The 23,785-nt window shown below is 70.9% G+C and carries 22 protein-coding genes and 1 pseudogene; 13 read left to right on the top strand and 10 right to left on the bottom strand.

The window, feature by feature from the left end:
- Positions 1–122 precede the first annotated feature (122 nt).
- Together HNR07_RS16985 and HNR07_RS16990 are read right to left on the bottom strand one after the other, a co-directional pair.
- Positions 123–842, bottom strand: coding sequence for an ABC transporter permease (locus tag HNR07_RS16985; protein ID WP_184365829.1), 720 nt, complete (start codon positions 840–842; stop codon positions 123–125).
- 81 nt (positions 843–923) lie between these two features.
- Complete coding sequence (locus HNR07_RS16990) at positions 924–1,808, bottom strand: ABC transporter ATP-binding protein (protein ID WP_184365830.1); 885 nt, start codon at positions 1,806–1,808, stop codon at positions 924–926.
- 164 nt (positions 1,809–1,972) lie between these two features.
- Between HNR07_RS16990 and HNR07_RS16995 the strand changes: the two genes are divergently transcribed.
- From HNR07_RS16995 to HNR07_RS17010, 4 genes are all read left to right on the top strand, one after another.
- Positions 1,973–3,154, top strand: coding sequence for a sensor histidine kinase (locus tag HNR07_RS16995; RefSeq protein WP_184365831.1), 1,182 nt, complete (start codon positions 1,973–1,975; stop codon positions 3,152–3,154).
- Complete coding sequence (locus tag HNR07_RS17000; protein ID WP_184365832.1) at positions 3,151–3,753, top strand: response regulator; 603 nt, start codon at positions 3,151–3,153, stop codon at positions 3,751–3,753. The genes HNR07_RS16995 and HNR07_RS17000 overlap by 4 nt, the downstream gene beginning before the upstream one ends.
- Before the next feature lie 132 nt (positions 3,754–3,885).
- The gene (locus HNR07_RS17005; RefSeq protein ID WP_184365833.1) at positions 3,886–6,432 is read left to right on the top strand and encodes a protein kinase domain-containing protein; all 2,547 of its coding nucleotides are present in this window, start codon (positions 3,886–3,888) and stop codon (positions 6,430–6,432) included.
- A 17-nt stretch (positions 6,433–6,449) separates the two neighbouring features.
- Positions 6,450–6,665 (top strand): hypothetical protein, encoded by a 216-nt coding sequence (locus tag HNR07_RS17010; RefSeq protein ID WP_184365834.1) that lies wholly within the window; start codon positions 6,450–6,452, stop codon positions 6,663–6,665.
- Positions 6,666–6,819: 154 nt separating this feature from the next.
- Here HNR07_RS17010 and katG read toward each other — a convergent pair whose 3' ends face one another.
- From katG to HNR07_RS17025, 3 genes are all read right to left on the bottom strand, one after another.
- Entirely contained in the window at positions 6,820–9,039 is a 2,220-nt protein-coding gene (gene katG, locus HNR07_RS17015; RefSeq protein ID WP_184365835.1) for a catalase/peroxidase HPI, read from the bottom strand.
- Between the two features lie 34 nt (positions 9,040–9,073).
- Positions 9,074–9,505: a Fur family transcriptional regulator gene (locus HNR07_RS17020; RefSeq protein WP_184365836.1), complete on the bottom strand. Its 432-nt coding sequence runs from the start codon at positions 9,503–9,505 to the stop codon at positions 9,074–9,076.
- A 282-nt stretch (positions 9,506–9,787) separates the two neighbouring features.
- Positions 9,788–10,324 carry an HIT family protein gene (locus HNR07_RS17025; RefSeq protein ID WP_246420352.1) on the bottom strand — a complete coding sequence of 179 codons (537 nt, stop codon included), beginning with the start codon at positions 10,322–10,324 and terminating at the stop codon, positions 9,788–9,790.
- Positions 10,325–10,473: 149 nt separating this feature from the next.
- Between HNR07_RS17025 and HNR07_RS17030 the strand changes: the two genes are divergently transcribed.
- The gene (locus HNR07_RS17030; RefSeq protein WP_221319551.1) at positions 10,474–11,232 is read left to right on the top strand and encodes a class I SAM-dependent methyltransferase; all 759 of its coding nucleotides are present in this window, start codon (positions 10,474–10,476) and stop codon (positions 11,230–11,232) included.
- A gap of 97 nt (positions 11,233–11,329) precedes the next feature.
- On the opposite strand, the gene argG is transcribed toward HNR07_RS17030, so the two are convergent.
- Positions 11,330–12,778 (bottom strand): argininosuccinate synthase, encoded by a 1,449-nt coding sequence (gene argG / locus HNR07_RS17035; protein ID WP_184365838.1) that lies wholly within the window; start codon positions 12,776–12,778, stop codon positions 11,330–11,332.
- A gap of 156 nt (positions 12,779–12,934) precedes the next feature.
- On the opposite strand from argG, the gene HNR07_RS17040 reads away from it, so the two are divergent.
- The 6 genes from HNR07_RS17040 to HNR07_RS17065 all read left to right on the top strand — a co-directional run bounded on the left by HNR07_RS17040 (position 12,935) and on the right by HNR07_RS17065 (position 18,836).
- Complete coding sequence (locus HNR07_RS17040; protein ID WP_184365839.1) at positions 12,935–13,105, top strand: hypothetical protein; 171 nt, start codon at positions 12,935–12,937, stop codon at positions 13,103–13,105.
- Between the two features lie 73 nt (positions 13,106–13,178).
- Positions 13,179–14,378, top strand: a complete 1,200-nt coding sequence (locus HNR07_RS17045) for an anhydro-N-acetylmuramic acid kinase (RefSeq protein WP_184365840.1) — start codon at positions 13,179–13,181, stop codon at positions 14,376–14,378.
- A gap of 17 nt (positions 14,379–14,395) precedes the next feature.
- Positions 14,396–15,922: a sodium:solute symporter gene (locus HNR07_RS17050; RefSeq protein WP_184365841.1), complete on the top strand. Its 1,527-nt coding sequence runs from the start codon at positions 14,396–14,398 to the stop codon at positions 15,920–15,922.
- A 108-nt stretch (positions 15,923–16,030) separates the two neighbouring features.
- Positions 16,031–16,657: a TetR/AcrR family transcriptional regulator gene (locus HNR07_RS17055; RefSeq protein WP_184365842.1), complete on the top strand. Its 627-nt coding sequence runs from the start codon at positions 16,031–16,033 to the stop codon at positions 16,655–16,657.
- The gene (locus tag HNR07_RS17060; RefSeq protein WP_184365843.1) at positions 16,654–17,250 is read left to right on the top strand and encodes a PH domain-containing protein; all 597 of its coding nucleotides are present in this window, start codon (positions 16,654–16,656) and stop codon (positions 17,248–17,250) included. The genes HNR07_RS17055 and HNR07_RS17060 overlap by 4 nt, the downstream gene beginning before the upstream one ends.
- 5 nt (positions 17,251–17,255) lie before the next feature.
- Positions 17,256–18,836: a PH domain-containing protein gene (locus HNR07_RS17065; protein ID WP_221318850.1), complete on the top strand. Its 1,581-nt coding sequence runs from the start codon at positions 17,256–17,258 to the stop codon at positions 18,834–18,836.
- Positions 18,837–18,932: 96 nt separating this feature from the next.
- Here HNR07_RS17065 and HNR07_RS17070 read toward each other — a convergent pair.
- Positions 18,933–19,484 (bottom strand): annotated as a pseudogene (locus HNR07_RS17070) (RNA ligase family protein); the annotation flags it as partial.
- Positions 19,485–19,644: 160 nt separating this feature from the next.
- On the bottom strand, positions 19,645–20,094 hold the full coding sequence (gene soxR / locus HNR07_RS17075) for a redox-sensitive transcriptional activator SoxR (protein ID WP_184372161.1): 450 nt from the start codon (positions 20,092–20,094) through the stop codon (positions 19,645–19,647).
- A gap of 61 nt (positions 20,095–20,155) precedes the next feature.
- On the opposite strand from soxR, the gene HNR07_RS17080 reads away from it, so the two are divergent.
- The gene (locus tag HNR07_RS17080) at positions 20,156–20,830 is read left to right on the top strand and encodes a DsbA family oxidoreductase (protein WP_246420356.1); all 675 of its coding nucleotides are present in this window, start codon (positions 20,156–20,158) and stop codon (positions 20,828–20,830) included.
- A gap of 47 nt (positions 20,831–20,877) precedes the next feature.
- The gene (locus HNR07_RS17085) at positions 20,878–21,822 is read left to right on the top strand and encodes an NADP-dependent oxidoreductase (protein WP_184372167.1); all 945 of its coding nucleotides are present in this window, start codon (positions 20,878–20,880) and stop codon (positions 21,820–21,822) included.
- A 405-nt stretch (positions 21,823–22,227) separates the two neighbouring features.
- Here the strand turns inward: HNR07_RS17085 and HNR07_RS17090 are convergent, their stop codons facing one another.
- The gene (locus HNR07_RS17090) at positions 22,228–22,620 is read right to left on the bottom strand and encodes a RidA family protein (RefSeq protein ID WP_184365845.1); all 393 of its coding nucleotides are present in this window, start codon (positions 22,618–22,620) and stop codon (positions 22,228–22,230) included.
- Between the two features lie 121 nt (positions 22,621–22,741).
- Positions 22,742–23,713: a TauD/TfdA dioxygenase family protein gene (locus tag HNR07_RS17095; protein WP_221318851.1), complete on the bottom strand. Its 972-nt coding sequence runs from the start codon at positions 23,711–23,713 to the stop codon at positions 22,742–22,744.
- Positions 23,714–23,785: the final 72 nt, after the last annotated feature.

Here is a 23,785-nt window from a genome sequence, read left to right on the forward strand (position 1 = left end):
TCCTCGGGTCTCTCGATCGCGCCGGGTACCTCGGGGCGCCCTCCGTACCGGTGCCCGTGGCGGAACCACCTCGGCCGTCCGCCGCGCGCACGGCCCGACGAAACCGCCCCGGTGGTGGGGATTCAATGGCGCGGCTCCCAGCGGAAGACGCGGGAGGCCAGGGCGACGGCGACCACGACCCAGGCCAGAGTGGGCGCCAGCAGGAACAGGGAGTCCGCCAGCGGAACCCCGCCGTTCCAGGCGTTGACGACCAGTTCGGAGGCCGAACCGCCGGGGAGCAGCCGTTTGACCAGGGTGAGTTCCTCGGTGCCGGTGAACCCCACCCAGCCGGACACGGCGAGCACACCGATCATGATCGGCAGGGTGGTCACCTGGGCGTGCTCGGGAGATGTGGTCACCCCGGCCGTGGCCAGTGCGAAGCCGAGCATCATGACCATGGTCGTGAGGACGGCCGCCACCAGGAGCAGGGGGTCGGCTGGTGCGTCCGCGACCACGGACAGCACCGCCAGGACCACTGCCACCTGGACGACCGTGACCGCGGTGACCGGCAGGAGCAGTCCGGTGAGGATGCTGACGTCGTCCACCGCCGTGGAACGCAGCCGCTTGAGGAACAGGTTCTGACGGCGGGAGGCGAGCGTGGTCACGGCGGTCGTGTAGAGGGCCATCACCACCACGAGGAACATCAGGACGGAGGCGATGGCCCCCAGGTCGAACAGGCCGGGCGCACGGTCGTTCAGGTACATGTAGAGGGCGCTGCCCGCGAGGGGCACGATGATCATGGTGGCCAGAACCAGCCGGTTCCGGAAGATCTGGATCAGCTCACTCCGAGCGATCGCGAGCATGGCGAAGGTCCTTTGCTGGATGGTGGCGGGGTCGTGGGCGGGCAACCGGCCGCGAGTACCGGAGCCGTGGGGGTGGGCGGCCTAGTCACTGCCGATGGAGCGGAAGACGTCGTCGAGCCGGGTCGGTCCGGCCGCCAGGTCCCGCAGTTCAACCGCGTGGTCCTGAGCCCAGCCCAGGAGCAGGTGCAGGTCCTTCTGCAGCCCGAGGGTCTCGATCAGGAAAGACCCGTCGCCCTGCCGTTCGGCGGTCAGCGGCGGCTCGGGCGCGGTGGACGGCAGCGCGAAGCGGATCGTGGCGGGCAGGGCCCGGGTCAGCTCCGAGACGGTCCCCTCCCGCTGGAAGACCCCCTTGTGCATGAGCCCGATCCGGTCGGCCCGCTGTTGGGCCTCTTCCAGGTAGTGCGTGGTGAGGACGACGGTGGAACCGTCCTCGCGCAGCCGGTCCACCGCGTCCCACAGGTCGTCCCGGGACTGGATGTCCAGGCCGGTGGTGGGCTCGTCCAGGAAGACCAGTTCCGGGGTTCCGTAGACGGCGGTGGCGAAGTCCAGGCGCCGCTTCTCGCCGCCCGAGAGCTGGGACACCCGGGTCCCGGCCTTTTCCGTGAGGCCGACGACACCGAGCAGGCGCTCGACCCGGTCGGTGCGCCGGGTGAGCCTTCCGATCAGCCGGACGGACTCCCTGACCGTCAGGTCCGGGGAGAAACCGCTCTCCTGCAGCATGATCCCGGTCCGGGGACGCACGGCCCGGCGGTCCCGCGGGTCCTGCCCGAAGACCCGCACGGTGCCTGACGTGGCGGCGCGGTGGCCCTCGACCGTCTCCAGGGTCGAGGTCTTGCCCGCGCCGTTGGTACCGAGCAGGGCGTAGAGCTCGCCGCTGCCGACCTGGAAGGACAGGTCCCGGACGGCGTGGAAGTCGCCGTACCTGACGTTCAGGTGTTCGACGTCGATGACTGGTGTGGTGTTCATGCGCCCCATTCCAGCCGTCGGAGCGCCCGCGCGGCAGTGCGGCCGCGTCACTTCTCGGCCATGACTTCCGGCGGGGTGAAGACATGACGTGGCGTCACTGGTGGCGCGAGGGGCCCGAAAGAATACTGGGACGGACCCCGCTGTCGGCTCCCGGAAGGGCCCATATGACGTTCGAGCGCACCGAGGTGGCGCAAGGGCACCTGCGCACGCTCAACCTCAACATCGTGGCCGCGTCGCTCTCCGCCGTCGGTGCGCTGCTGATCTCCATCAACGCCCAGAACCTGAACCAGGCCGTGGTCCTGGGGGTGGGTCTGGCGGCGGGCCTGGTGGCGCTCCGTATGCGGGACTCGGACCGCCTCGCCCACGTCCTGCTCCCCTGCCTGCTCGTGGCCTCGGCGGTGTGGCTCTACGGGATGCTGGGGCTGGACAGCGCGTCGGCGTCCTTCGGGCTCTCCGTCGTGGGTACCGTCGTCGTTCTCCGGCTGCCGCCCCCGCACCGGCGGGCGGCCGGGCTGGGGCTGGCCGCCCTCGTCGTGGGGGTGGTCGCGGTGAAGGTGGCCCTGTCCCCGGAGGACCTCCTCCGGGCACTGCGCGAGTACGCGGTGGGCTCCCTCAGCGTCGCGGTGGTGGGGGTCGTCTTCGCTGGTCTCGACCACCTGGTCGCCGGGCTCATCGGGGAGCTGGAGCGGGCGCGTGAACGCGACGCGGAGCTGGCCGTGGCCCGGGAGCGCGTGCGCTTCGCCGGGGACCTGCACGACATCCAGGGCCACACGCTCCACGTGGTGAAGCTGAAGGTCGCGCTGGCCCGCAAGCTGGTGCACAGCGACGCCGAACAGGTGGAGCGGGAACTCGACGAGGTGTACGAGCTGGTCGGGGACACCATCGCCGAAACCAAGGAGCTCGCCTACGCGCAGCGGCGGCTCAACCTGTCCGCTGAGCTGGAGAACGCCAAGAACCTGTTCGAGGCGGCGGGTATCAGCGTGAGCGTCGACCGCGAGCCCCCGGACTCGGGCGGCGCAGGCCCGACCGGAGGCGGAACCGCTGTCGGAACCGGGGACGGGGACCGGGCCGGTACCGCCGCGGCGGAGCTGCTCGGGCAGGTACTCCGGGAGACGACCACCAACATCCTGCGGCACGCGCAGGCCGGGCAGGTGCGGATCACCCTCTCGGAAACAGGAATCACCATCGTCAACGACGGCGCGCACGGGGACGGGGCACCCGAGCTCAGCGGGCTCTCCGCCCTGCGGGAACGGGTGGAGCGCGACGGCGGCACACTGAGAGTCGAGCGCGAGGACGGGCGGTTCCTGACCGCCGCGACGTTCCCCCGGCGAAAGGACGACCGATGACCACCGTGGTGCTCGCCGACGACGAGGCCCTGCTGCGCAAGGCGCTGGCCGCCCTGCTCCCGTTGGAAGGCGAGGTCACCGTGCTCGCCGAGGCCGAGGACGGCGAGTCGGCCGTGGCCGCCACGCTGCGGCACCGGCCCGACGTGCTCGTCATCGACCTGGAGATGCCCGGAGTGGACGGTCTCGGCGCGGTGGCGCAGATCCGCCGCGAACTGCCGGACCAGGTGATCCTGATGCTGACCCGGCACGCCCGGCCCGGGGTCCTGCGCAGGGCGCTCAAGCTCGGGGTGCAGGGGTTCGTCAGCAAGTCGGCGGAACCGGCGCACATCACCACGGTCATCGAGACCCTGCGCGCGGGCAAGCGGTGGGTGGACCCGGACGTCTCCGCGCTCGCGGTGCTCGACGACAACCCGCTCACCGACCGGGAGGTCGACGTGCTGAGGGCGACCGGTGAGGGGTACTCGGCCGCGGACATCGCGTCCAGGCTCCACCTCGCGGAGGGCACGGTGCGCAACTACCTGTCGAACGCGATGCACAAGACCCAGACCCGGACCCGGCACGAGGCGGCCCGCTACGCCCGCGAGCACGACTGGCTCTGAACGAGCCGGGGTCTGCCCTCCGGCCGCTGCCCCGGCCCTTGCCCCTGGCCCGATCCCGCCCCTGGATCCTCCCGGAAGGGAAGTTCGTTAGGATCCGCCACGGATCCTCTCACCCTTGACGAAAACGGTTTCATGGAACCCCTGCGCCCCGATGACCCCCACCAGCTCGGCCCCTACCGGCTGCTGCGCAGGGTCGGCGCGGGCGGCATGGGTGTCGTCTTCCTCGCGGTCGCCGCCGACGGAGCCGGGGACGACCTGGCCGCGGTGAAGGCGGTCCACACCGAGTACGCCGAGGACGCGGAGTTCCGTGCCCGCTTCGCCGGAGAGGTCGACCTGGCCCGACGGGTGCACGGCCCCTACACCGCGCGGGTGCTCGACGCCGACACCGAGGGCTCGCGCCCGTGGTTGGCCACCGAGTACGTGTCCGGTCCCGCCCTCCACCACGCGGTGCGTGAGGCGGGCCCCTTCCCCGAGGGCCCGCTGCGCGCCCTGGCCGCAGGGCTGGCCCGGGCCCTGACCGCGATCCACTCGGTCGGGTTGATCCACCGGGACCTGAAGCCCTCCAACGTCCTGCTGTCTCCGCGCGGCCCGCAGGTCATCGACTTCGGTATCGCACGGGCCACCGATGCCACCGCCCTGACCAGGACCGGGCAGACCCTGGGCACCCCGGCGTTCATGTCACCCGAGCAGGCGACCGGCGCCCGCCTGGGGCCGGAGAGCGATCTCTTCGCCTTCGGCGGGGTACTGCTGTTCGCGGGCACCGGTCGGCAGCCCTTCGGCACCGGTGACCCGGCCGCCCTGCTGTACCGGGTGGTCAACGAGGAACCCGATCTGAGCGGTCTGCCGGAGGAGCTCCTCCCCCTCGTCACCGCTTGCCTGGCCAAGACCCCCGCGGACCGCCCCGGCCTGGGATCGCTGCTGGCAGAGCTGACCGGTACCGCGCTGCCCGAGGCGGGCGCCGACGACCCCACCGCGTGGCTGCCCACCGCCGTCGCCACCAAGGTCATGGGCACGGTGGCGGTCACCCGTAGGGAGCTGGCGGCCCACGAAGCCCCGGCGGCCGGAGAGGAATCCGAAGGCGGTGAAGATTCAGGAGCCCAGGGGAAGTCGGGTGCCGATGGGACGCCTGAGGAAGGCGCGGGGACAGGGCACCGCGTAGTACCGGAGGGGCACCGTGTAGTACCGGGGAGTACGGAGCTGCCCGGGGCCAGCCGGAAGACCGAGGGGTGTGACACGCTGCCGAGTTGGGCCCTGTCACGGCCCGGATCCCGGGAGAGCCCTCTCAGCGGAGATTCCGCAAGCGCCGGGATCCCCGAGGAGTCCGGGGCCGAGGAGTCCGGGGCGGCGAACCAGGCCTCGCCGACCGACGGGTCCGAGAAGGCTGAGGAGGCCACGGAACCGGCGAGGTCAGCTTCTGTCAGGGGTGGCCTCTCCACTCCCCGTGAGCGCAACGACCCCGTGTACCCGGATCCGGAACCGCACGGTTTCTCCACGAAGGCGATCTGGGGGGCCGTACTCTCCGCGTTGGTGCTGGTAGTTGGGCTCGTGATCATCCTCGAACCGAACGCCGCGCGGGTCGGCGGCGAGGATGACGCGTCCGCCTCGCAGGAGGGTTCGCCGGGCTCCTCTCGCAACCCGCGGACCCCAACCGCTGCCGAGGAACCGGAACCCGCCGACGTCCGGGAGCTCACCTGGTTGAGCGAGGACCGCTTCGCCGTGCTTTCCAGTGCCGGTGTGCACCTGTACGAGACGGACCAGGCCGAACCGGTCGAGCGACTCGTCGACTCCGGTCCGCTCTCCCTGAACCAGTCGAAGCTGGTGACGGACCCGGATGGAACCGCGTTGGCCGTCCTGGACGGCGGCCTCCGCAGCAAGGACACGCCCACAGCCCTCATCTGGGACCTCGACGCCGATGAGAGTCACGAGATCCCGCTTTCCGAGGAGTTCAAGGGCAACGCGCCCCTGGCCCTGTCCCCGGGCGGACAGACCCTCTACACGGGAAGCTCCGGAGGGGGCAACGTGGTGGCCGCATACGACGTGCGCAGCGGAGAGGAGCTCTACGCCATCGACCTCCCCGAGTTCCAGGAGGGTTACCGGATGGGCACGGATGAGCTGGCGACCTCCCCGGACGGCCGACTGCTGTTCGCGGCGGTCACCGGCGGGCTCGGAGCGTGGGACGCGGCCACGGGAGAGCCCGTGGCCGGATTCCCCGCGATCCGGGAGTGGACGAGGAACATCCCCGGTCCGATCGCGACCGCCGACGACCTCGTCGCCACCGCCGTCTACGACCGCGTCCTGCTCTGGAACCCCTGGTCCCACGAGGAACCGGAAAGCTACGAGGTGACGTTCGACAGCTCCCAGGGCCACCCCGATCTGGACCCGGAGGTCACCCCCTGGATCACGGACCTGTCCGTCTCCGACGACGGGAACACGATCGTCGCGACGGGCCACCTCAGCCGGTTCCACGGTTTCCTGATCAGGTGGGACCGGAACGGGGAGGTTCTGGACGAACAGTGGACCGACGCGGCCCAGTACCGTGCGGCCCAGGCGCCGCCCTCCGGCGAGGGGGTCCTGGTCGCACCGTATCCGCTGTTCGGGGAGGCCCCGGGCACCCTCACCCTCCTGGACGACGACCTGGAGCCCGCCACGGAGTTCGAGCTCCCGCTCGTCCACCCCTGAGCGGGGAGAGGCCAGTCGTGGCCCGGTCGCTGTTCGGCCTCGGCGAGACCATGATCGACCACGAAGGGTTCGCACGGTTCACGGCGCACCTGCCACCGCGCGACCCGGTGCGGTCGGAGGCGGCCGCGGAGCGGATCCGCGTCCAGCTCACCGGGCCGGACCGGGTGGGGCGCGTGGACTGGCCGCCCCTGCCGCGCACCAGACGTCCGCGAACCGGGCAGCCACGGTCATGACCGGCCCGGACACACCCGCCACGGGTACAGCCGCGGCGCCCAGGACATGACGGAACCGGCCCGACCTTCGCAGGTCGGGCCGGTCCGGGTGGCACAGGGAAGGGTCGCGTTCCCGGGAGCTCCGGGAGCCCGGGGTCAGGGACCCCGGCCGGAACTAGACCAGGTCGAACCGGTCGGCGTTCATGACCTTGTTCCACGCGGCGACGAAGTCCTGGACGAACTTCTCCTTGGCGTCGTCGGAGGCGTACACCTCGGCCACGGCGCGCAGCTCGGAGTTGGAGCCGAACACCAGGTCGACACGGCTACCGGTCCACTTGACCGCACCGGAGTCGTCCTTGGCGACGAAGGTCTCCGAGGTCTCGGAGTTGTCACCGGTGGCGTACCAGTTGGTGCCCAGGTCGAGCAGGTTGACGAAGAAGTCGTTCGTCAGCGAGCCCGGCTTGTCGGTGAACACGCCCAGGTCGGAGTTGTCGAAGTTGGCGCCCAGGACACGCAGGCCGCCCACCAGGACGGTGGTCTCCGGGGCGCTGAGGCCGAGCAGGTTGGCGCGGTCCAGCAGCAGGTACTCGGCGGGGAGGCGGTTGCCCTTGCCGTAGTAGTTGCGGAAACCGTCGGCGGTCGGCTCCAGGTAGGAGAACGACTCGACGTCGGTGTGCTCGTCGGTCGCGTCCACGCGGCCCGGGGTGAAGGGGACGGAGACGTCCTGACCGGCGGCCTTGGCGGCCTGCTCGACACCCACGCCACCGGCGAGGACGATCAGGTCGGCGAGGGAGACCTTCTTGGCCGAGGAGGCGTTGAACTCCTCGGCGATGCCCTCGAGCTTGGCGATGACGCCGCGCAGCTCGGCCGGGTTGTTGACCTCCCAGTCGATCTGCGGCTCGAGGCGGATGCGGGCGCCGTTGGCGCCGCCGCGCTTGTCGCTGTCGCGGTAGGTGGAGGCGGAGGCCCAGGCGGTGGAGACCAGCTGGGCGACGGACAGGCCGGACTCGGCGATCTTCGCCTTGAGGGCGGTGATCTCCGCGTCCCCGATGACCTCGCCCTGCTGGGCGGGGAGCGGGTCCTGCCAGATGAGGTCCTCAGCGGGGACCTCGGGGCCCAGGTAGCGGCGCTTGGGGCCCATGTCGCGGTGGGTCAGCTTGAACCAGGCGCGGGCGAAGGCGTCCTTGAAGGCCTGGTGGTCCTCGTAGAAGCGGCGCGAGATCTGCTCGTAGACCGGGTCGACGCGCAGCGACAGGTCGGTGGTGAGCATGGTCGGCTTGTGCTTCTTGCCGGGGACGTGGGCGTCGGGGATGATCTCCTCGGCGTCCTTGGCGACCCACTGGTTGGCGCCGGCCGGGCTCTTGGTGAGCTCGTACTCGAACTCGAAGAGGTTCTTGAAGAAGCCCGCGCTCCACTCGGCCGGGGTGGTGGTCCAGGTGACCTCCAGGCCGGAGGTGATGGTGTCGGCGCCCTTGCCGGTGCCGTGGTTGTTCTTCCAGCCCAGGCCCTGCATCTCCAGGCCGGCGCGCTCGGGCTCGGCCTCGACGTTGCTGTCCGGGGCGGCGCCGTGGGTCTTGCCGAAGGTGTGGCCGCCGGCGATGAGCGCGACGGTTTCCTCGTCGTTCATGCCCATGCGGCCGAAGGTCTCACGGATGTCGCGGGCGGCGGCCAGCGGGTCCGGGTTGCCGTTGGGGCCCTCCGGGTTGACGTAGATGAGGCCCATCTGGACGGCGGCCAGCGGCTTCTCCAGCTCGCGGTCGCCGCTGTAGCGCTGGTCGTCCAGCCAGGTGGTCTCGGGGCCCCAGTAGACGTCGGCCTCGGGCTCCCACACGTCCTCGCGGCCGCCGCCGAAACCGAAGGTCTCGAAGCCCATGGACTCCAGGGCGACGTTGCCGGTGAGGATGAACAGGTCGGCCCAGGAGATGTTCTGGCCGTACTTCTTCTTCACGGGCCACAGCAGACGGCGGGCCTTGTCCAGGTTGCCGTTGTCGGGCCAGCTGTTCAACGGGGCGAAGCGCTGCTGACCGGCGCTGCCGCCGCCGCGGCCGTCGTGCGAACGGTAGGTGCCGGCGCTGTGCCAGGCCATGCGGATCATGAGCGGGCCGTAGTGCCCGAAGTCCGCCGGCCACCAGTCCTGGGAGTCGGTCAGCAGAGCGGCGATGTCCGCCTTCACGGCGTCCAGGTCGAGGGCCTCGAAGGCCTTCGCGTAGTCGAAGCCCTCACCGAGCGGGTTCGACACGGGGGTGTTCTTGGCGAGGATCTTCAGGTTGAGCTGGTTGGGCCACCACTCGCGGTTGCCGTCACCCTGGGTGGGGTGCGGGATCTGGTCACCGTGAGCGACGGGGCAGCCCCCGGACTGCGGGGTGGGGGCAACGACCTCGTTGTTCTCAGACATCGACTTCCTTACGGGAAGAGTTGAACGGAGTGGTTCAGGAGCTCTGGGCGCTGGAGCACTCAGCGCACCGGCCCCAGTAGACGACCTCGGCCTCGTCGATCGAGAAACCGTGGTCAGCGGACGCGGTCAGGCACGGTGCGTGGCCAACGGCGCAGTCGACGTCCGCTATCGCGCCGCACGACCTGCATACGACGTGGTGGTGGTTGTCTCCCACCCGCGTTTCGTAGCGGGCCACGGAGCCCTGCGGTTGGATGCGTCGCACCAGGCCCGCGGTGGTCAGTGCCTTGAGCACGTCGTAGACGGCCTGGGCGGAGACCGCTCCGAGTTCCCCGCGCACGATGTCGATGACCGACTCCGTGTCCGCGTGGGGGTTCTCGTGCACGGCGGAGAGCACAGCTAACCGCGGGCTCGTCACCCTCAGAGCGGACTCGCGCAGCATCTGCTCGAAATCCGAAGGGGTTGGCATGCTCAGGAGTCTGCCGCCTTTTCTGGAATTAGTCAAATCTTGGATCCACTCCGCTGTACGACCAGGGGTGTGCACCACTCAGCACGCAGAGCAGCACACGGGTGGAACGTGGACCGGCATACGGGCTCCAGGCCGACCTCTTGGCAGCCTCCCCCGCGGGGACAGGCCTCCGGTGAAGCCGCGGATGACCATCAACCGAATCACCGAAGAAATCACGGCTGCCGCGTTCGGCGCCCGACCCGTCCGGTCCTCATCGCCGGGGTGGGCCTGCTCAGCGGGAACTCACCGCGTGTCCGGCGGACAACCGCCGCGCCCGCCCCGGAGGCGGCCCCGGGTCCGGATGGCTTCGCGAACGCGCCTGGCCGCGGCGGCGAACTCGGCCGGGCCGGTGTCGAGGATGCCGTTCTCCGTCATCAGCGCGTGAAACTGCTGTTCCTCGTACGGGACCCCTGACGGCAGCGCCGCGATGTGCCAGTGCAGGTGGGAGTTGCCCTGCCGGCTACCGAGGGAGAGCAGGTAGGTGCGCTCGGACTCGAACACGTCCTCCACGGCGAGCGCCACCTCCCGCACGACCAGCATGGTTCGGGTGTAGGCCGCCTCGTCCAGGTCCCGGACGACGTGCTCCAGATGGGCCTTGGGGGCCACCAGGGTGCGCCCGGGAAGGGTGGGGTACCGGTCGAGGAAGGCGATGTGGTCCTCGTCCTCGAACAGCACCTCGTGCTCGAAGCCCGGCTCACCGGCCACCAGCGCGCAGATGAAGCACGGCCCGTTGCGGGTCCGCTCGGTGTAGGCCTCGATGTCCATCGGACGCCGTGCCATGCGGGCGCTCCTTACGTAGGGGAGCGACAGGGTATTCGGTAGGGCCCCGCCCCTACCAAGGTCGCTGGCCCCGGCCCACGGCCAGCAGCAGAATCGCAAACCCCGCCCCGCAGGCCCGCAACCGACCGAGGAGACCACTCGTGGAGATCATGACCCCGCAAGGCTTCGACGCCCAGTTCCGAGCCCAGCATGAGAGCGCTCTCCTCCAGAAACTGTGGGCGGGCGCCTGGGGCGACCAGTACCCCGCGCAGGTGGCGCCCTCCAGCGGCTGTCCGTGGCGGTTGCTCGGCCTGATGGTCGCGGCCCTGCGCCCCGCCCCCGGTTCCACACTGGTTGACCTCGGCTGCGGGCTGGGCGGGCCGGGCCTGTGGCTGGCCCGTGCGACCGGCACGCGACTGGTCGGGATCGACTGGTCCCCGGCGGCGGTCCGGATCGCGGGAGAGCGCTCTGCTGACTGGTTGCCTCCCGGGCGCGCCCGGTTCCGCACCGGGACCTTCGAGGCCACCGGGCTCACGACGGCTTCGGCCGACACGGTGATCAGCGTCGACGCTCTGGCGCTTGCCCCGGATCCGCACGCGGCGCTGAGCGAGGTGCGGCGCGTGCTGCGCCCCGGCGGCCGTCTGCTGTTCACGGCGGCCGAGCCGACCGGGGATCTGGGGGCGGACGGCGGGTCGGCCTGGGCGGAGCCGCTGCTCGAGGCCGGGCTCGTGCCCGGTCCGCGTCACGAACTCCCCGGGGAGAGCCAGGCCTGGGGTCTGCTCTACGCGTCCGTGCGGGAGCACCAGCGGAAGCTGCGCGCACAGATGGGCGGCACGGCCGTCGACACCCTGTTGGCCGAGGCGGCGATGGTCGAGCCGTACCTGGAACAGCTCTCCTGGGGCGCGGTCGAGGCCGTCGCGCCCGGCTGACCGGACCCCACCACCCGAGCGGTCGGCGCGACGCGCACGACCGCCCCGCCCGAGGGAACGGGCAGGGCGGTCGCCGTCAGTGCTCGGGCTGCCCGGACTAGTCGGTACCGGCCTCCATGGCCGCGTAGTCGAGCAGGTCGTCCTCGGAACCCTGGCCGCGGGAGGCGATGGTCTCGGCGCCGCCCTCGGGCATAGCACCGATCAGACCGGTCGAGGCCGCCTGGGCGGCACCGATCGACGTCGGATGCGTGCTCTCGCCGACCATGCCCAGAGCGGCGTACTCCTCCAGCTTGGCGCGGGAGTCGGCGATGTCCAGGTTGCGCATGGTCAGCTGGCCGATGCGGTCGCTGGGACCGAACGCCGAGTCCTCGGTGCGCTCCATGGACAGCTTGTCCGGGTGGTAGCTGAACGCCGCGCCGGTGGTGTCCATGATCGAGTAGTCGTCGCCGCGACGCAGACGCAGGGTCACCTCGCCGGTGACGGCGGTGCCCACCCAGCGCTGGAGGGCCTCGCGCTGCATGAGGGCCTGGGGCTCCAGCCAGCGGCCCTCGTACATCAGGCGGCCGAGGCGGCGGCCCTCGTTGTGGTAGGTGGCGAGGGTGTCCTCGTTGTGGATGGCGTTGACCAGCCGCTCGTAGGCGGCGAACAGCAGCGCCATGCCGGGGGCCTCGTAGATGCCCCGGCTCTTGGCCTCGATCACCCGGTTCTCGATCTGGTCGGACATGCCCATGCCGTGGCGGCCGCCGATGGCGTTGGCCTCCAGGACCAGCTCGACCGAGTTGGCGAACGTCTTGCCGTTGATGTTGACGGGGCGGCCCTTCTCGAAGCCGATCGTCACGTCCTCGGTGGCGACCTCGACCTCGGGGTCCCAGAACCGCACGCCCATGATCGGGTCGACGATCTCGATGCCGGTGTCGAGGTGCTCGAGGGCCTTGGCCTCGTGCGTGGCGCCCCAGATGTTGGCGTCGGTGGAGTAGGCCTTCTCGGTGCTGTCCCGGTAGGGCAGGTCCCGCTCCTGCAGCCACTCGGACATCTCCTTGCGGCCGCCGAGCTCGGTGACGAAGTCGGCGTCGAGCCACGGCTTGTAGATGCGCAGGGAGGGGTTGGCGAGCAGACCGTAGCGGTAGAACCGCTCGATGTCGTTGCCCTTGTAGGTGGAGCCGTCGCCCCAGATCTGGACGCCGTCCTCCAGCATGGCCCGGACCAGCAGGGTGCCGGTGACGGCACGGCCGATCGGGGTGGTGTTGAAGTAGACGCGACCGGCGGAGCGGATGTGGAAGGCCCCGCAGGCGAGCGCGGCGAGCCCCTCCTCCACCAGGGCCTCACGACAGTCGACCAGGCGGCCGATCTCCGCGCCGTAGTCGGTGGCACGACCCGGCACCGAGGCGATGTCGGGTTCGTCGTACTGGCCGATGTCGGCGGTGTAGGCGCAGGGGACAGCGCCCTTCTCGCGCATCCACGCGACCGCTACGGACGTGTCGAGGCCTCCGGAGAAGGCGATTCCGACACGTTCACCGACAGGCAGGGAAGTGAGCACCTTGGACATGAAAAAAGTATGCACCTAAATGTATGAACATGCAAACTGGACTCGTGGCCACGAACGCGGCCCCCTGCCCCAGAACGGCTCTGGTCCGATTACCGGGGCCGCCCCCGGGTACACCCCCACCGCACGACCAGTGCACCCGAACCCCCTGGAGGCACCGTGTTCGCGACCATCGCAGCGGTCCTGTTCGGTATCGCTCTCCTCTTCGAGATCCTCGGCCTGAACATCGAGGGCATCGTGACCACCACCACTCTCATGCTCACCGGGCTGCTCTTGGCCGCCCTGCACCTGGCCGGATACGGAGGGCGCTCCCCGCGCCGACGGCGCTGAGCGGCGCCGAGCCGGGCCGAACGGACCGGGCGGGTGCGGGCACGCCCGCACCCGCCCCTGACTCAGGAGCCCCATGATCGTCATCGGAGCGTCCTCCGGGACCTCGGCGGACGGTATCGACGTGGCCGCCGCCCGGTTCGAGTACGAAGAGGGCGGTGCACTCCTGCGGCTGGTCCCGCTGGGGTTCGCCACCACGCCCTACTCGGACCCCCTCCGCGAGGCGATCCGAGGCGCCCTTCCGCCCGCCGCGACCACGATGGAGGCCGTCTGTCGGCTGGACACCCGGATCGGCCAGGAGTTCGCGGCGGCGGTATCGAGCGGTATCGCCGAGTTCGCCGACGGACGGGCCGACCTGGTCGCCTCACACGGCCAGACCCTCTTCCACTGGGCCGACGGTGCCACCGTGCACGGCACCCTCCAGCTCGGACAACCCGCCTGGATCGCCGAGGCCACCGGCCTTCCCGTGGTCTCGGACCTGAGGGTGGCCGACGTGGCCGCCGGGGGCCAGGGCGCCCCGCTGGCGAGCACCCTGGACCTGCTGCTGCTCGGCGGCCGTACCGAGCCGACCGCCGCGCTGAACCTCGGCGGTATCGCCAACGTCACCGTGGTGCGCGACGGGCACCCCCCGCGCGCGTTCGACACCGGCCCCGCCAACGCCCTCATCGACGCCGCGATGCGCCTGGTGACCGGCGGACGGGCCGACTTCGACGCGGACGGGGCCCTGGCCCGGACCGGCCGCGCCGACCCGGTGCTCCTGGACCACCTGCTCACCGAGCCGTACTACCGGCTGTCGGCGCCCAAGACCACCGGGCTGGAACTGTTCGGCCCGGACTACCTGGACTCCGCCCTCAAGCGGGTCGGGCCCCTCTCCGACCCGGACCTGATCGCCACCCTGGTGGAGCTCACCGCCGTCACCGTCGCCGACGCCCTGCGTCCCTCCGGTGTCAGGGAGGTGCTCGCCTCCGGCGGCGGCACCCGAAACCCCGTGCTCATGGAGCGGCTGGCCGCCCGCCTCGCCCCGGCACGACTGGACTCCACCGATCGGATCGGCCTGGACGGCGACGCCAAGGAGGCGTACCTGTTCGCGCTGATCGGCTTCCTGAGCTGGCACGGGCTCCCCGGTTCACTGCCCGAGTGCACCGGGGCCCGCCGCGCTCCGGTCGCCGGGCGCATCACCCCGGGTGCGGAACCGCTCCGTATGCCCCGCCCGGCCCAGACGGCGCCCCGCCGCCTGTACGTCAGCACCCCCGACTCCGGGTCACCGACCCGCTGACCCCCGGGAGCGGCACCGTGCAGACCATCGATCTCGTCGTCATCGCCGTGTACCTACTGGCCTCGGCCTGGTTGGGACTGCGGCTGTCCGGTCGGCAACGCGACGTCAAGGACTACTTCATCGGCGGTCGGCGACTGCCCTGGTGGGCGGTGTGCCTTTCGGTGGTGGCCACCGAGACCAGCGCCCTGACCGTGATCAGCGTGCCCGGGGTGGCCTACCTGGGCAACGTCACGTTCCTCCAGGTGGCGATCGGCTATCTGATCGGGCGGGTCGTCGTGGCCTTCCTGCTGCTGCCCCGCTACTACCGGGGCGAGATGACCACCGCCTACACCTACCTGGGGCTGCGGTTCGGTCGGGGCATGCAGAGCACGGCCTCGGTCACGTTCCTGTTCACCCGTGTGCTGGCCGACGGGGTGCGACTGTTCGCGGCGGCCATCCCGATGAAGATCATCCTCGACTCGCTCGGGGCCGGGGTCTCCTACTTCGCCATCGTCGCTGTCATGGGTGTGGTCACGATCCTCTACACCCTGGTCGGCGGGATCCGGGCCGTGGTCTGGGTCGACGTCGTGCAGATGGGCCTGTACTGCGTGGGCGGCGTGGTGGCCCTGGCCGTCATCACCACCAGCCTGGACGTGAACTTCCTGGCCGTGGCCGCGGACGCCGGGAAGACGCAGTTCCTGGACTTCACCTCGAACCCCGTCTCCGCTCCGTACGCCACGGTCACGGCGGTCCTGGGCGGCGCCCTGCTGTCCACGGCCTCGCACGGCGCCGACCAGATCGTCGTGCAGCGGCTGTTGAGCTGCCGGAGCCTGCGGGACGCCCAGAAGGCGGTGATCGTCAGCGGGGTGGTGGTGTTCGCCCAGTTCGCGCTGTTCCTGACCGTGGGGCTGGCGCTGTACTCGTACTTCCAGGCCGCCACCGTCGAGCAGCTCGGCCTGAACAACTCCGACGAACTCTTCCCGGCGTTCGTGGTGGAGGCGGTGCCCCCGGGCCTGGCGGGGCTCCTGCTCGCCGGAGTGATCGCCGCGGCGATGAGCACCCTGTCCTCGTCGCTGTCGGCGCTGTCGTCCTCGACCATGACCGACCTGTACGAGCAGTTCTCCCGCCGCAGGCTCACCGACGGTCAGGCGCTGCGGCTGAGCCGGCTGTTCACCCTCGGCTGGGGTCTGGTTTTCATCGCGGCGGCCGCGCTGTTCACCGGTACCGACAACCCCGTCGTGGAACTGGGCCTGTCCGTGGCCAGCCTGACCTACGGCGGTCTGCTCGGCGCGTTCTTCCTGGGGCTGTGGGTGCGCAGGGCCCGCCAGCTGGACGCGGCCATCGCCTTCTGCGCGGCGGTGGCGACGATGTCGTGGCTGTTCCTCTTCCAGCCGGGGCTGATCGGGTTCACCTGGTACACGGCGATCGGTACGGGCCTCGTGCTCGGCCTGGGCTACCTGCTGTCGCGCCGCCACCCCGACGACTCCCCCATGGCGGACGCCAGCACCCCTGACGAGCCGTGTGAGTCCGCTGGGCGAGAAGAGGACCGCGGCTCCGTTTCCTGAGGTCAGGCAGCTGGTCCTGGTTTCCGGGAGCCGGCCCGCTGGACTTCTCGACGACTGTCCTCGATTAGCCCTTGCCCTTTTCCAGACCGATCGGCCTAGAATAGGACCATGCAGACTGGAAACAACACGACCGGTCGGAAGCGTGCCTCGTTCATCGAGCAGGCACGGCGCGAACAGGTGATCAGGGCCGCCGCCGAGACAGTGGCCCAGGTCGGCTACGCGAACGCCTCGCTGTCCCGGATCGCCGAGCAGGCGGGGATCAGCAAGAGCGTGATCTCCTACCACTTCGCGGGCAAGGACGAGCTCATGGTCCTGGTCGCGCAGCAGTTCATCGACGCGTCCGCGGAGTTCATGTTCGCCCGGGTGGAGGCCGAACCAACCGCGACCGGGCAGGTCAGCGCGTGGATCAGCGGTCAGGTGGAGTACTACGCAGCACACCGGACCGGGTTCCTCGCCATGATCAGCATCATCACGAACCACCGTTCAGCCGACGGTTCGAACCCGTTCACCGGCCAGCTGGACGAGGAGGTCGACGAGTTCGCGCGGCTCCTCCAGCGCGGGCAGCGGGACGGGGAGTTCCGGGCGTTCGACCCCCGTTCCACCGCCGTCATCATCCTGCGCAGCACCGAGGCGCTGATCAGCGCATGGGTCATGGACGAGAGCCTCGACCTCACCGACCAGATGGGCACCCTCCTCGACTTCGTCCACCACGCGATCCGCCGGGAGAACCGATGACCACCGCCCCGCAGGACCCACCGATACCGAGCACCGCCCCCGTGGGCTCCGGGCCCGGAGCTCCGCGCTCCGGGGCACAGACCCCGGGACCACCCACCGCCGACCCGGTGCCCCGGTTGCGGCCACCGCGCCATCGTGTCCAACGCCGAGCCGTCCGGTTGTGGGCGCTCCAGTCCCTGGCCATCTTCGCGCCGATCATCGCGGTCGCGGTCGCGGCCCACGTGTTCTGGGAGGCGGCCCGCCCGTGGACCCTCGTGGCGGCGGCCGTCGCGGCGGTGCTCCTGCTGGTGGGCGCCGTCGTGGAGCCCTGGTGGCGGTACGCCGTCCACCGCTGGGAGGTCACCGACGAAGCGGTCTACGGCCTCAGCGGCTGGTGGGTCCGGGAGTGGCGGGTGGCACCGATCTCGCGCATCCAGACCGTGGACGCGGTACGCGGCCCGTTAGAGCAGGTCATGGGGCTGGCCACACTCCGGGTGCCCACGGCATCCTCACAGGGAGCGATCGACATCGTCGGGCTCGACCACGAGGTGGCGGCCGAGACCGCGGAGAACCTGCGCGCCGTCACCCAGCGGACCCCCGGTGACGCCACGTGAGCCCCATGGGTGAGGAACACGAGCGAGCGGCTGAGGTCCCCTGGTCGCGGCTGAGCAACCGGATGCTCTGGGCCGACGGAGTGTGGAGCCTGCTGTCCCTGGCCCCGCTGACCATCGCGACCTGGGTCTTCGGCACGGACGTCCAGACCGGGAACCTCATGCCGTGGGTGATCATCGCCGTGATCGGGGTTGTCAGGGCGGCTGCGGACGCGCTGCGCTGGATGTTCACCCGCTACCGCGTGACCGGGGAGTACATGGAGCTACGGACCGGCGTGCTGGTGCGCAACCACCGTTCGGTGCGCAGGGAGCGGATCCGCAGCGTGGACCTGGACGCCAAGTTCTGGCACCGGATCGTGGGACTGCGTGTGCTGACCATCGGCGCGGGCCAGCAGGCGGCCGCCGGTGAGTCCGCGTTCGAGCTGGACGCGGTGTCCAAGACGGAGGCCGAGGAGCTGCGCCGGCTCCTGGCCCTCAGTTCACCCGCACCGATCCGCCGGCGCTCACCGGAGGGCACGGAGCTCGATCCGGGCCCGGCCCCGGACGAGAACGTCGGTCGAACGCGGGTGCTGGCCGGTTTCCGCCCAGGTTGGTTCGTGTACAACATGTTCAACGCCTGGGCCTTCGTCATGGCGGCAGGCCTGTGTTGGGGCGCCTTCATGCTGGCTCCGGCAGTGGGCCTGGACCCCACATCATGGGTCGTGGGGCTCCTCGACACCTGGGGGCTCCACTGGACGTGGGCCGCCCTGGCAGGGGTACTCGTGCTGGGGGTGGTCGGCTCGCTCGGACTCGCGGTCGCCTTCCTGACGGAGTACTGGAACTTCGAACTGGCCCGCGTTCCCGGTGCGAAGGGCACCCTGCTGCGCACCCGGCACGGACTGTTCCGGACCCGCGAGGTCAACCGGGACGACGACCGGATCCGCGGCGTCCAGATCTGCGAGCCGGTGCTGTGGCGCTGGCTGGGGATCGCCGACACCACGGTGGTCACGACCGGCCTGGACGAGTGGTCGATGTCCTCACCCGCCGCCGTACTCCCCCGGGGGCCGGTGCGGGTGGCCCGTCCGATCGCCGGGGCCGTGCTGGGGACCTCCGCCAACCCCATGGACACGCCCCTGCGGCACCACCCCCGTGCCGCGCTCGGGCGCAGGCTCTGGTGGGCCGCGGTGACAACGGCACTGTTCACCGGCGCTGTGGGGGCACTGGCCGCCACCGGCCTCCTTCCGTTGGCCGCCGTGTGGATCACCGCCGCCGCACTCGGGCCGCTCGCCCTCCTGGGCGCGGTCATCGCCTACCGGGCCCTGGGCCACGGGATCGCCGACGAGTACGTGGTTGTGCGGTCCGGGCTGTTCTTCCGGGCGACGACGGCGCTGCGGCGCTCCGCGGTGAGCACCGTCGTCATCCGCGAGTCGGTGCCCCAGCGGTTGTTGGGGCTGCGGAGCGTGGCGACGATGACGGCGGCCGGAGCAGGAGGGTACGAGGCCCCCGACATCGCCGCTGCCGAATGCACGCTGTTCGCGAGTGACGCCGCCCCCGGGGTCCTCGATCCCTTCCTGGTCGCCGAGGAACGCGAGGCGGCCCCTGCCCGATGAGTTCGCCGGGGCGGCCCAGAGCGGATCCCCCGCCCATGGCCGCCCCGGCGTCGACAGTCACTCACAGCACCTGGTCACCGCACTCATGCACAACGCCTATTCGAACTCGGTGCCGCCCTTACGGATCAGGTAGGCGTCGGAGACGAACTTGGTGATCGTGCGGCCGACCAGTACCTCGGAGAAGCGTTCCCGGGCGGGCCGGACGACCAGGCCCTCCCGCAGGTGCAGGGCGGCCCCGCTCCAGCTCTCCTGGCCCTCCGCCGCGGCGAACAGCGCGGCCTCGTCGTAGGGGCCGTCGTAGAGCACCGGGACCGCGGGCAGGTCCACCTCCGCGAGCAGGGCGGGCAGTTCGGCGGCGTCGATCCACCGGCTCTCACCGCCCGCCTCGATCCGGATGTCGAACACCGCGTAACCGGGTCGGTCACCGCGGCCGGTCTCGCCGTACTTCAGGTCCTGGACCCCCGCGCCGAACACACCCACCCGGGACGCGCCGAAGCGCTCCGCGACGGCGCGCGCGGCCTTGGCGACCCCGTGCGCGGTGACCGCCCTCCAGTACAGGTTGTCCTCGGAGCGCACCAGCCCCAGCCCCTTGGCGCCCTGGCCCTTGGAGGAGACGAACTCCTCGCCGGTCTCGGTGACTAGCGTGAAATGGCTCTCCCTGTTCGTGGTGTCCTCTTCGGACGGTGTCACGAGCGTTCTCGCCCGACGTCCGAGCCAGTGTGTCCGAGACCCGGAAGACGTCACAACACCTTTTCCGCCGGGCTTGCCGCAGCGGGCGGGGCCCGCTGCGGCAACCCGGGGACGGCCCTCAGGGGAAGCGTCGGGCTCCGCTGCCGTCCCGGCCCAGGATGTCCTCCGGGTTGGAGTAGGGACACGAGACCAGGGACAGGCACCCGCAGCCGATGCAGTTGGAGAAACGGTCCCGCAGCGCGGTCAGCTCCTCGATGCGTGCGGTCAGCTCGTCGTACCACTGGCGTGAGATGCGGGCCCAGTCGCGTTTGGTCGGCAGACCCTCCTCGGGCAGTTGGTCGATGGCGCCCTTGATCCGGTCCAGGGACAGGCCAAGGCGTTGGGCCGTGCGGATGAACGCGATGATCCGCAGCGTGTCCCGGCGGTACTCGCGCCGGTTGCCCGCCGTGCGGCGACTCCTGATCAGCCCGAGGCTCTCGTAGTAGTGCAGGGCCGACACCGCCACCCCGGCCCTGTGGGCCACCTGCCCCGGTTTCAGCCAGAGGATGTCCGGGTCCAACTGCGGCATCAGGCTCTCCTCCACCAGCCGGCTTGACATCAAGTTCACTTGACGAGGTGGACTCTACGCGATGGACATGGCAGGCGAGGGTTCGGAGAACTCGATGGACGAGATCACGGTGTGGGCCGACATCAGGTGCCCCTGGTGCTGGATGGGCCACCGGCGGCTGAAAGCCGCGCTGGAGCGGCTGGGGGCGGCGGGCCGGGAGGTGACCGTGGTGCGCCGGAGCTTTCTGCTGGAGCCCGCAGGCCCGGATTCCCCGGACCGGACCGTGCGCGGCGCCGCGCTGAACTCGTGGGGGACGAGCCAGGCCCAGTGGGAGGCCACCAGGAGCCGGGTGGCGGAGGCGAGTCGCCGCGAAGGCCTCGGGATCGAGATGAACGAGGTGCTGAACGTCGGCTCCCGGCCCGCCCACCGGCTGATCAAACTCGCTGTGTCCCGGGGGTTCGACCCCGGACAGGTGTGGGACCAGCTCTACACGGCGCACCTGGAACGGCGCGAGGACCTGACGGCCCCGGAGGCGCTGCGCCGGGCCGGGAAGGGGTTCGGGCTCGCCGAGGGGGATGTGGACGCCCTGCTGGACTCCGACGACTTCGCCGCCGAGGTCGAGGCCGACCACCGGGAGGCCGTGGCGCAGGGGGTCGGCTCCATCCCCACCTACGCGCACGCCGGGCAGGCGTTGAGCGGGGCACGGAGTGTCGACGAGCTGGTGGAGTTCCTGAGCGGTGCGGAGGCCCGGCGATGAACAACGGAGCGGAGGGCATGACGGAAGGCACTACTCCCGGGGCCACGATGCGGGCCGCCGCGATCGACGCGTTCGGGCCGGCCGAGAACCTGACGGTACGGGACCTGCCGCGTCCCGTGCCCGCCCCGGGAGAGCTCCTGGTCCGGGTTCGGACGGCGGGCGTCCAGCTGACGGACGCGGCGATCCGGGACGGCTGGACCCCACCGGGTGCGACCATCGAGTTCCCGCAGGTCCTGGGCAACGAGTTCGCCGGAACCGTGGCCGGGGCCGGTGCCGGGGTCACCGGGTTCTCCGTGGGCGACGAGGTCGCCGGGTACCGGGTCCTCGGCTGCTACGCCGAGTACGTCACCGTGCCCGCCGAACAGGTCGTCCACAAACCCGCGGAGGTGCCGTGGCTGGCCGCGGGCGCCCTGTCGGCCTCCGGGCAGACCGCGCACACCGCACTTGAACGGCTGCGCGTGGGCGAGGGCGAAACCCTGCTGGTGCACGGCGCGGCGGGCGGGGTCGGCACGGTGGCCGTGCAACTGGCCGTGGCACGCGGAGCCAGGGTGGTGGGCACGGCGAGCCCGGCCAACCACGAGTACGTGCGATCCCTGAGCGCGGTGCCGGTCGAGTACGGCGAGGGGCAGCTCCAGCGGATCCGGGCCGCGGCGCCGCAGGGGGTGGACGCGGCCCTGGACGCGGCCGGGCACGAGAACCTGCGGACCGCGGTCGAACTGGTCGGGGACCGGAGCCGGATCGGGACGATCGTCGACATCGCCCTGGTCAAGGAGCTGGGCTGCCAGTGGATCAGCAGCGACCGGTCGGCGGCCCGGCTCCGCGAGCTGCTCGACCTGTGCGCGAAGGGGCGGCTCACCATCACGATCCGCGAGACCTTCCCGCTGGACGAGGTGTGGAAGGCCCATCTGGACGTGGAGACCGGCCACGGCAGGGGCAAGATCGCCCTGGTGGTCGGGGCCGGGGAGCACGCGGACAGCGACGGGACGCCATGACCGCCGGGCTGTGACCCCCGCCCCGGCCGTCCGGCTCTGGGACCGGGGGTCGCGGCCCCTGCTGTTCGGTGCTTCCACGTTCCCGCTGGGGACCGCTCTGTGCGTAGTCGCACCCGCCATGGAGGTGTTCGTACTCGGCTGACTGCTCCGGGGCGTCGGCGGCGGCATCGACTCGGTTCCTGTACGCGGTCATCGCACGGTTCGTGCACGAGGACGCCTGCCCTCGTATGTTCCGCTCCACTGACCGCCGCGTGGCTGCTGCCGTCGGTGGTCGGGCCACTGGTCTCCGGGCTCCTGGTTCAGCTGGTGCACGGGCGCGTGGTGTTCGCTCTCGTGTTGGCCGGGTCAGTGGTGTCGCTGCTGTTCCTGGTGGGGGTGGTGCGGGGCCGGGCCGGACAGGCTCGGTCAGTCGGCGGCGAAGGCCTCCAGCTCCACGAGCAGTTCGGGGCGGCCCAGACGGCTGATCTCGGCGCAGACCCCGGGCGGCCGTACGTCGAAGGCGGCCAGGCGCTCGGCCATCATCTCCCCCGCCTCGGCGAAGAAGGCCTCGACGTCGGTGACGTAGGTGTTCATGCGGACGATGTTCCCCAACCCCATGCCCGCCCCGCGCAGCACCGCCTCGACGTTGTCCAGGGCGACCGCGGTCTGGGCCCGCATGTCACCGGGGTGCAGCGAATCGCCCGTGGCGGAGACGGAGCACTGCCCGCTGACGAAGAGCAGGCGCTGGTGGCCTTCGATGAGGACCCCTTGGTCCATGCCCTCCGGGTAGGTCCAGGGATTCACGGTGGTGCGAAGCATGAGACGGCCTTCCGTCGGGGAACCTGGCGGAGCCCAACGCTAGAACCTCAACCCGACGTGAGGTCAAGGTCGGCCGCCGTCCCGGTTCCGCGGGAACCGGGACGGCGGCCGGGAGACGGGATCAGAAGGGCCGGTCGCCGACGATGGCGACGCGCTCGGCGACCCGGGGGTGGGGGTGGTAGTCGTTCACCGCGTAGTGCTGGGTGGCGCGGTTGTCCCAGAACGCGATCGAGTTGGGCTCCCACCGGAAGCGCACCTGGAACTCGGGGGTGTGCGCCTGCTGGAAGAGGAACCGCAGCAGCTCGTCGCTCTCCGCGTCGTCCATGCCGACGATCCTGGTGGTGAAGGAGACGTTGACGAACAGCGTCCTGCGTCCGGTCTCGGGGTGGGTGCGCACGACGGGGTGCTCGACCGGCGGGAACCGGTCCTGCCACTCCAGCAGCCGGTCCTCGTCCAGGAACCGGGAGAACCCGGGGATCACGTCGTGCACCGCGGTGCGCCCCTCGATGCGCTCCTTGATCTCTTCGGGAAGGTTGTCGTAGGCGGCGGCCATGTCCGCCCACATGGTGTCGCCGCCGACCGGCGGGACCTCGACCAGGCGCAGGATGGCGCCGAGCGCGGGCGCCTCCCGCCAGGTGACGTCGGTGTGCCAGACGTTCTCGTAGCTGGGCGGGGCCTCGCTCTTGGCGAACCGCGCCACGTGGACGTCGTCGCCCTGCTCGATGAACGGGTTGGTCTCCAGCTCACCCCACAGCCGTGCGATCTCCTGCTGGCGGGCGGAGTCGATGGGCTGGTCGCGGAAGAAGACCACCTTGAACTCCAGCAGCGCGCGGTTGAGCTCGGCGCGCAGCTCCTCGCCGATCTCCTCCCGCAGGTCGATCCCGTGGATCTCCGCGCCGATCAGGGCACCGAGCGGCCGGACCTCGAACAGTTCGTAGGGGCGGGGCGACTCCCCCTCGGGGAGGCGCCGCAGCGTGCGCGGCCCCTCGACCAGGGCGGTGTCCACGGCGGTGCTCCCCCGAAGGGCGGGCTTCGCGGGCCGGGTGGCCTCGACGGCCTCGGTGTTGGCTCTCGGGGTCAGGCTGGGGCTCATGTTCTCTGTCTCTCTGATCGCTGACGAGGGCGGAAGGGGCCGCCGAGGCGCGGGACGGCGTCACGGGTTCGG

This window comes from Nocardiopsis metallicus, assembly GCF_014201115.1.
Lineage (GTDB): Bacteria > Actinomycetota > Actinomycetes > Streptosporangiales > Streptosporangiaceae > Nocardiopsis > Nocardiopsis metallicus.

What these genes read in the sequence shown, in the direction of transcription:
- HNR07_RS16985 (WP_184365829.1), bottom strand. Translation starts at nt 842, where the DNA reads ATGCTCGCGATCGCTCGGAGTGAGCTGATCCAGATCTTCCGGAACCGG.
- HNR07_RS16990 (WP_184365830.1), bottom strand. Translation starts at nt 1,808, where the DNA reads ATGAACACCACACCAGTCATCGACGTCGAACACCTGAACGTCAGGTAC.
- HNR07_RS16995 (WP_184365831.1), top strand. Translation starts at nt 1,973, where the DNA reads ATGACGTTCGAGCGCACCGAGGTGGCGCAAGGGCACCTGCGCACGCTC.
- HNR07_RS17000 (WP_184365832.1), top strand. Translation starts at nt 3,151, where the DNA reads ATGACCACCGTGGTGCTCGCCGACGACGAGGCCCTGCTGCGCAAGGCG.
- HNR07_RS17005 (WP_184365833.1), top strand. Translation starts at nt 3,886, where the DNA reads ATGGAACCCCTGCGCCCCGATGACCCCCACCAGCTCGGCCCCTACCGG.
- katG (WP_184365835.1), bottom strand. Translation starts at nt 9,039, where the DNA reads ATGTCTGAGAACAACGAGGTCGTTGCCCCCACCCCGCAGTCCGGGGGC.
- HNR07_RS17020 (WP_184365836.1), bottom strand. Translation starts at nt 9,505, where the DNA reads ATGCCAACCCCTTCGGATTTCGAGCAGATGCTGCGCGAGTCCGCTCTG.
- HNR07_RS17025 (WP_246420352.1), bottom strand. Translation starts at nt 10,324, where the DNA reads ATGGCACGGCGTCCGATGGACATCGAGGCCTACACCGAGCGGACCCGC.
- HNR07_RS17030 (WP_221319551.1), top strand. Translation starts at nt 10,474, where the DNA reads ATGACCCCGCAAGGCTTCGACGCCCAGTTCCGAGCCCAGCATGAGAGC.
- argG (WP_184365838.1), bottom strand. Translation starts at nt 12,778, where the DNA reads ATGTCCAAGGTGCTCACTTCCCTGCCTGTCGGTGAACGTGTCGGAATC.
- HNR07_RS17045 (WP_184365840.1), top strand. Translation starts at nt 13,179, where the DNA reads ATGATCGTCATCGGAGCGTCCTCCGGGACCTCGGCGGACGGTATCGAC.
- HNR07_RS17055 (WP_184365842.1), top strand. Translation starts at nt 16,031, where the DNA reads ATGCAGACTGGAAACAACACGACCGGTCGGAAGCGTGCCTCGTTCATC.
- HNR07_RS17060 (WP_184365843.1), top strand. Translation starts at nt 16,654, where the DNA reads ATGACCACCGCCCCGCAGGACCCACCGATACCGAGCACCGCCCCCGTG.
- HNR07_RS17065 (WP_221318850.1), top strand. Translation starts at nt 17,256, where the DNA reads ATGGGTGAGGAACACGAGCGAGCGGCTGAGGTCCCCTGGTCGCGGCTG.
- soxR (WP_184372161.1), bottom strand. Translation starts at nt 20,094, where the DNA reads ATGCCGCAGTTGGACCCGGACATCCTCTGGCTGAAACCGGGGCAGGTG.
- HNR07_RS17080 (WP_246420356.1), top strand. Translation starts at nt 20,156, where the DNA reads ATGGACATGGCAGGCGAGGGTTCGGAGAACTCGATGGACGAGATCACG.
- HNR07_RS17085 (WP_184372167.1), top strand. Translation starts at nt 20,878, where the DNA reads ATGCGGGCCGCCGCGATCGACGCGTTCGGGCCGGCCGAGAACCTGACG.
- HNR07_RS17090 (WP_184365845.1), bottom strand. Translation starts at nt 22,620, where the DNA reads ATGCTTCGCACCACCGTGAATCCCTGGACCTACCCGGAGGGCATGGAC.
- HNR07_RS17095 (WP_221318851.1), bottom strand. Translation starts at nt 23,713, where the DNA reads ATGAGCCCCAGCCTGACCCCGAGAGCCAACACCGAGGCCGTCGAGGCC.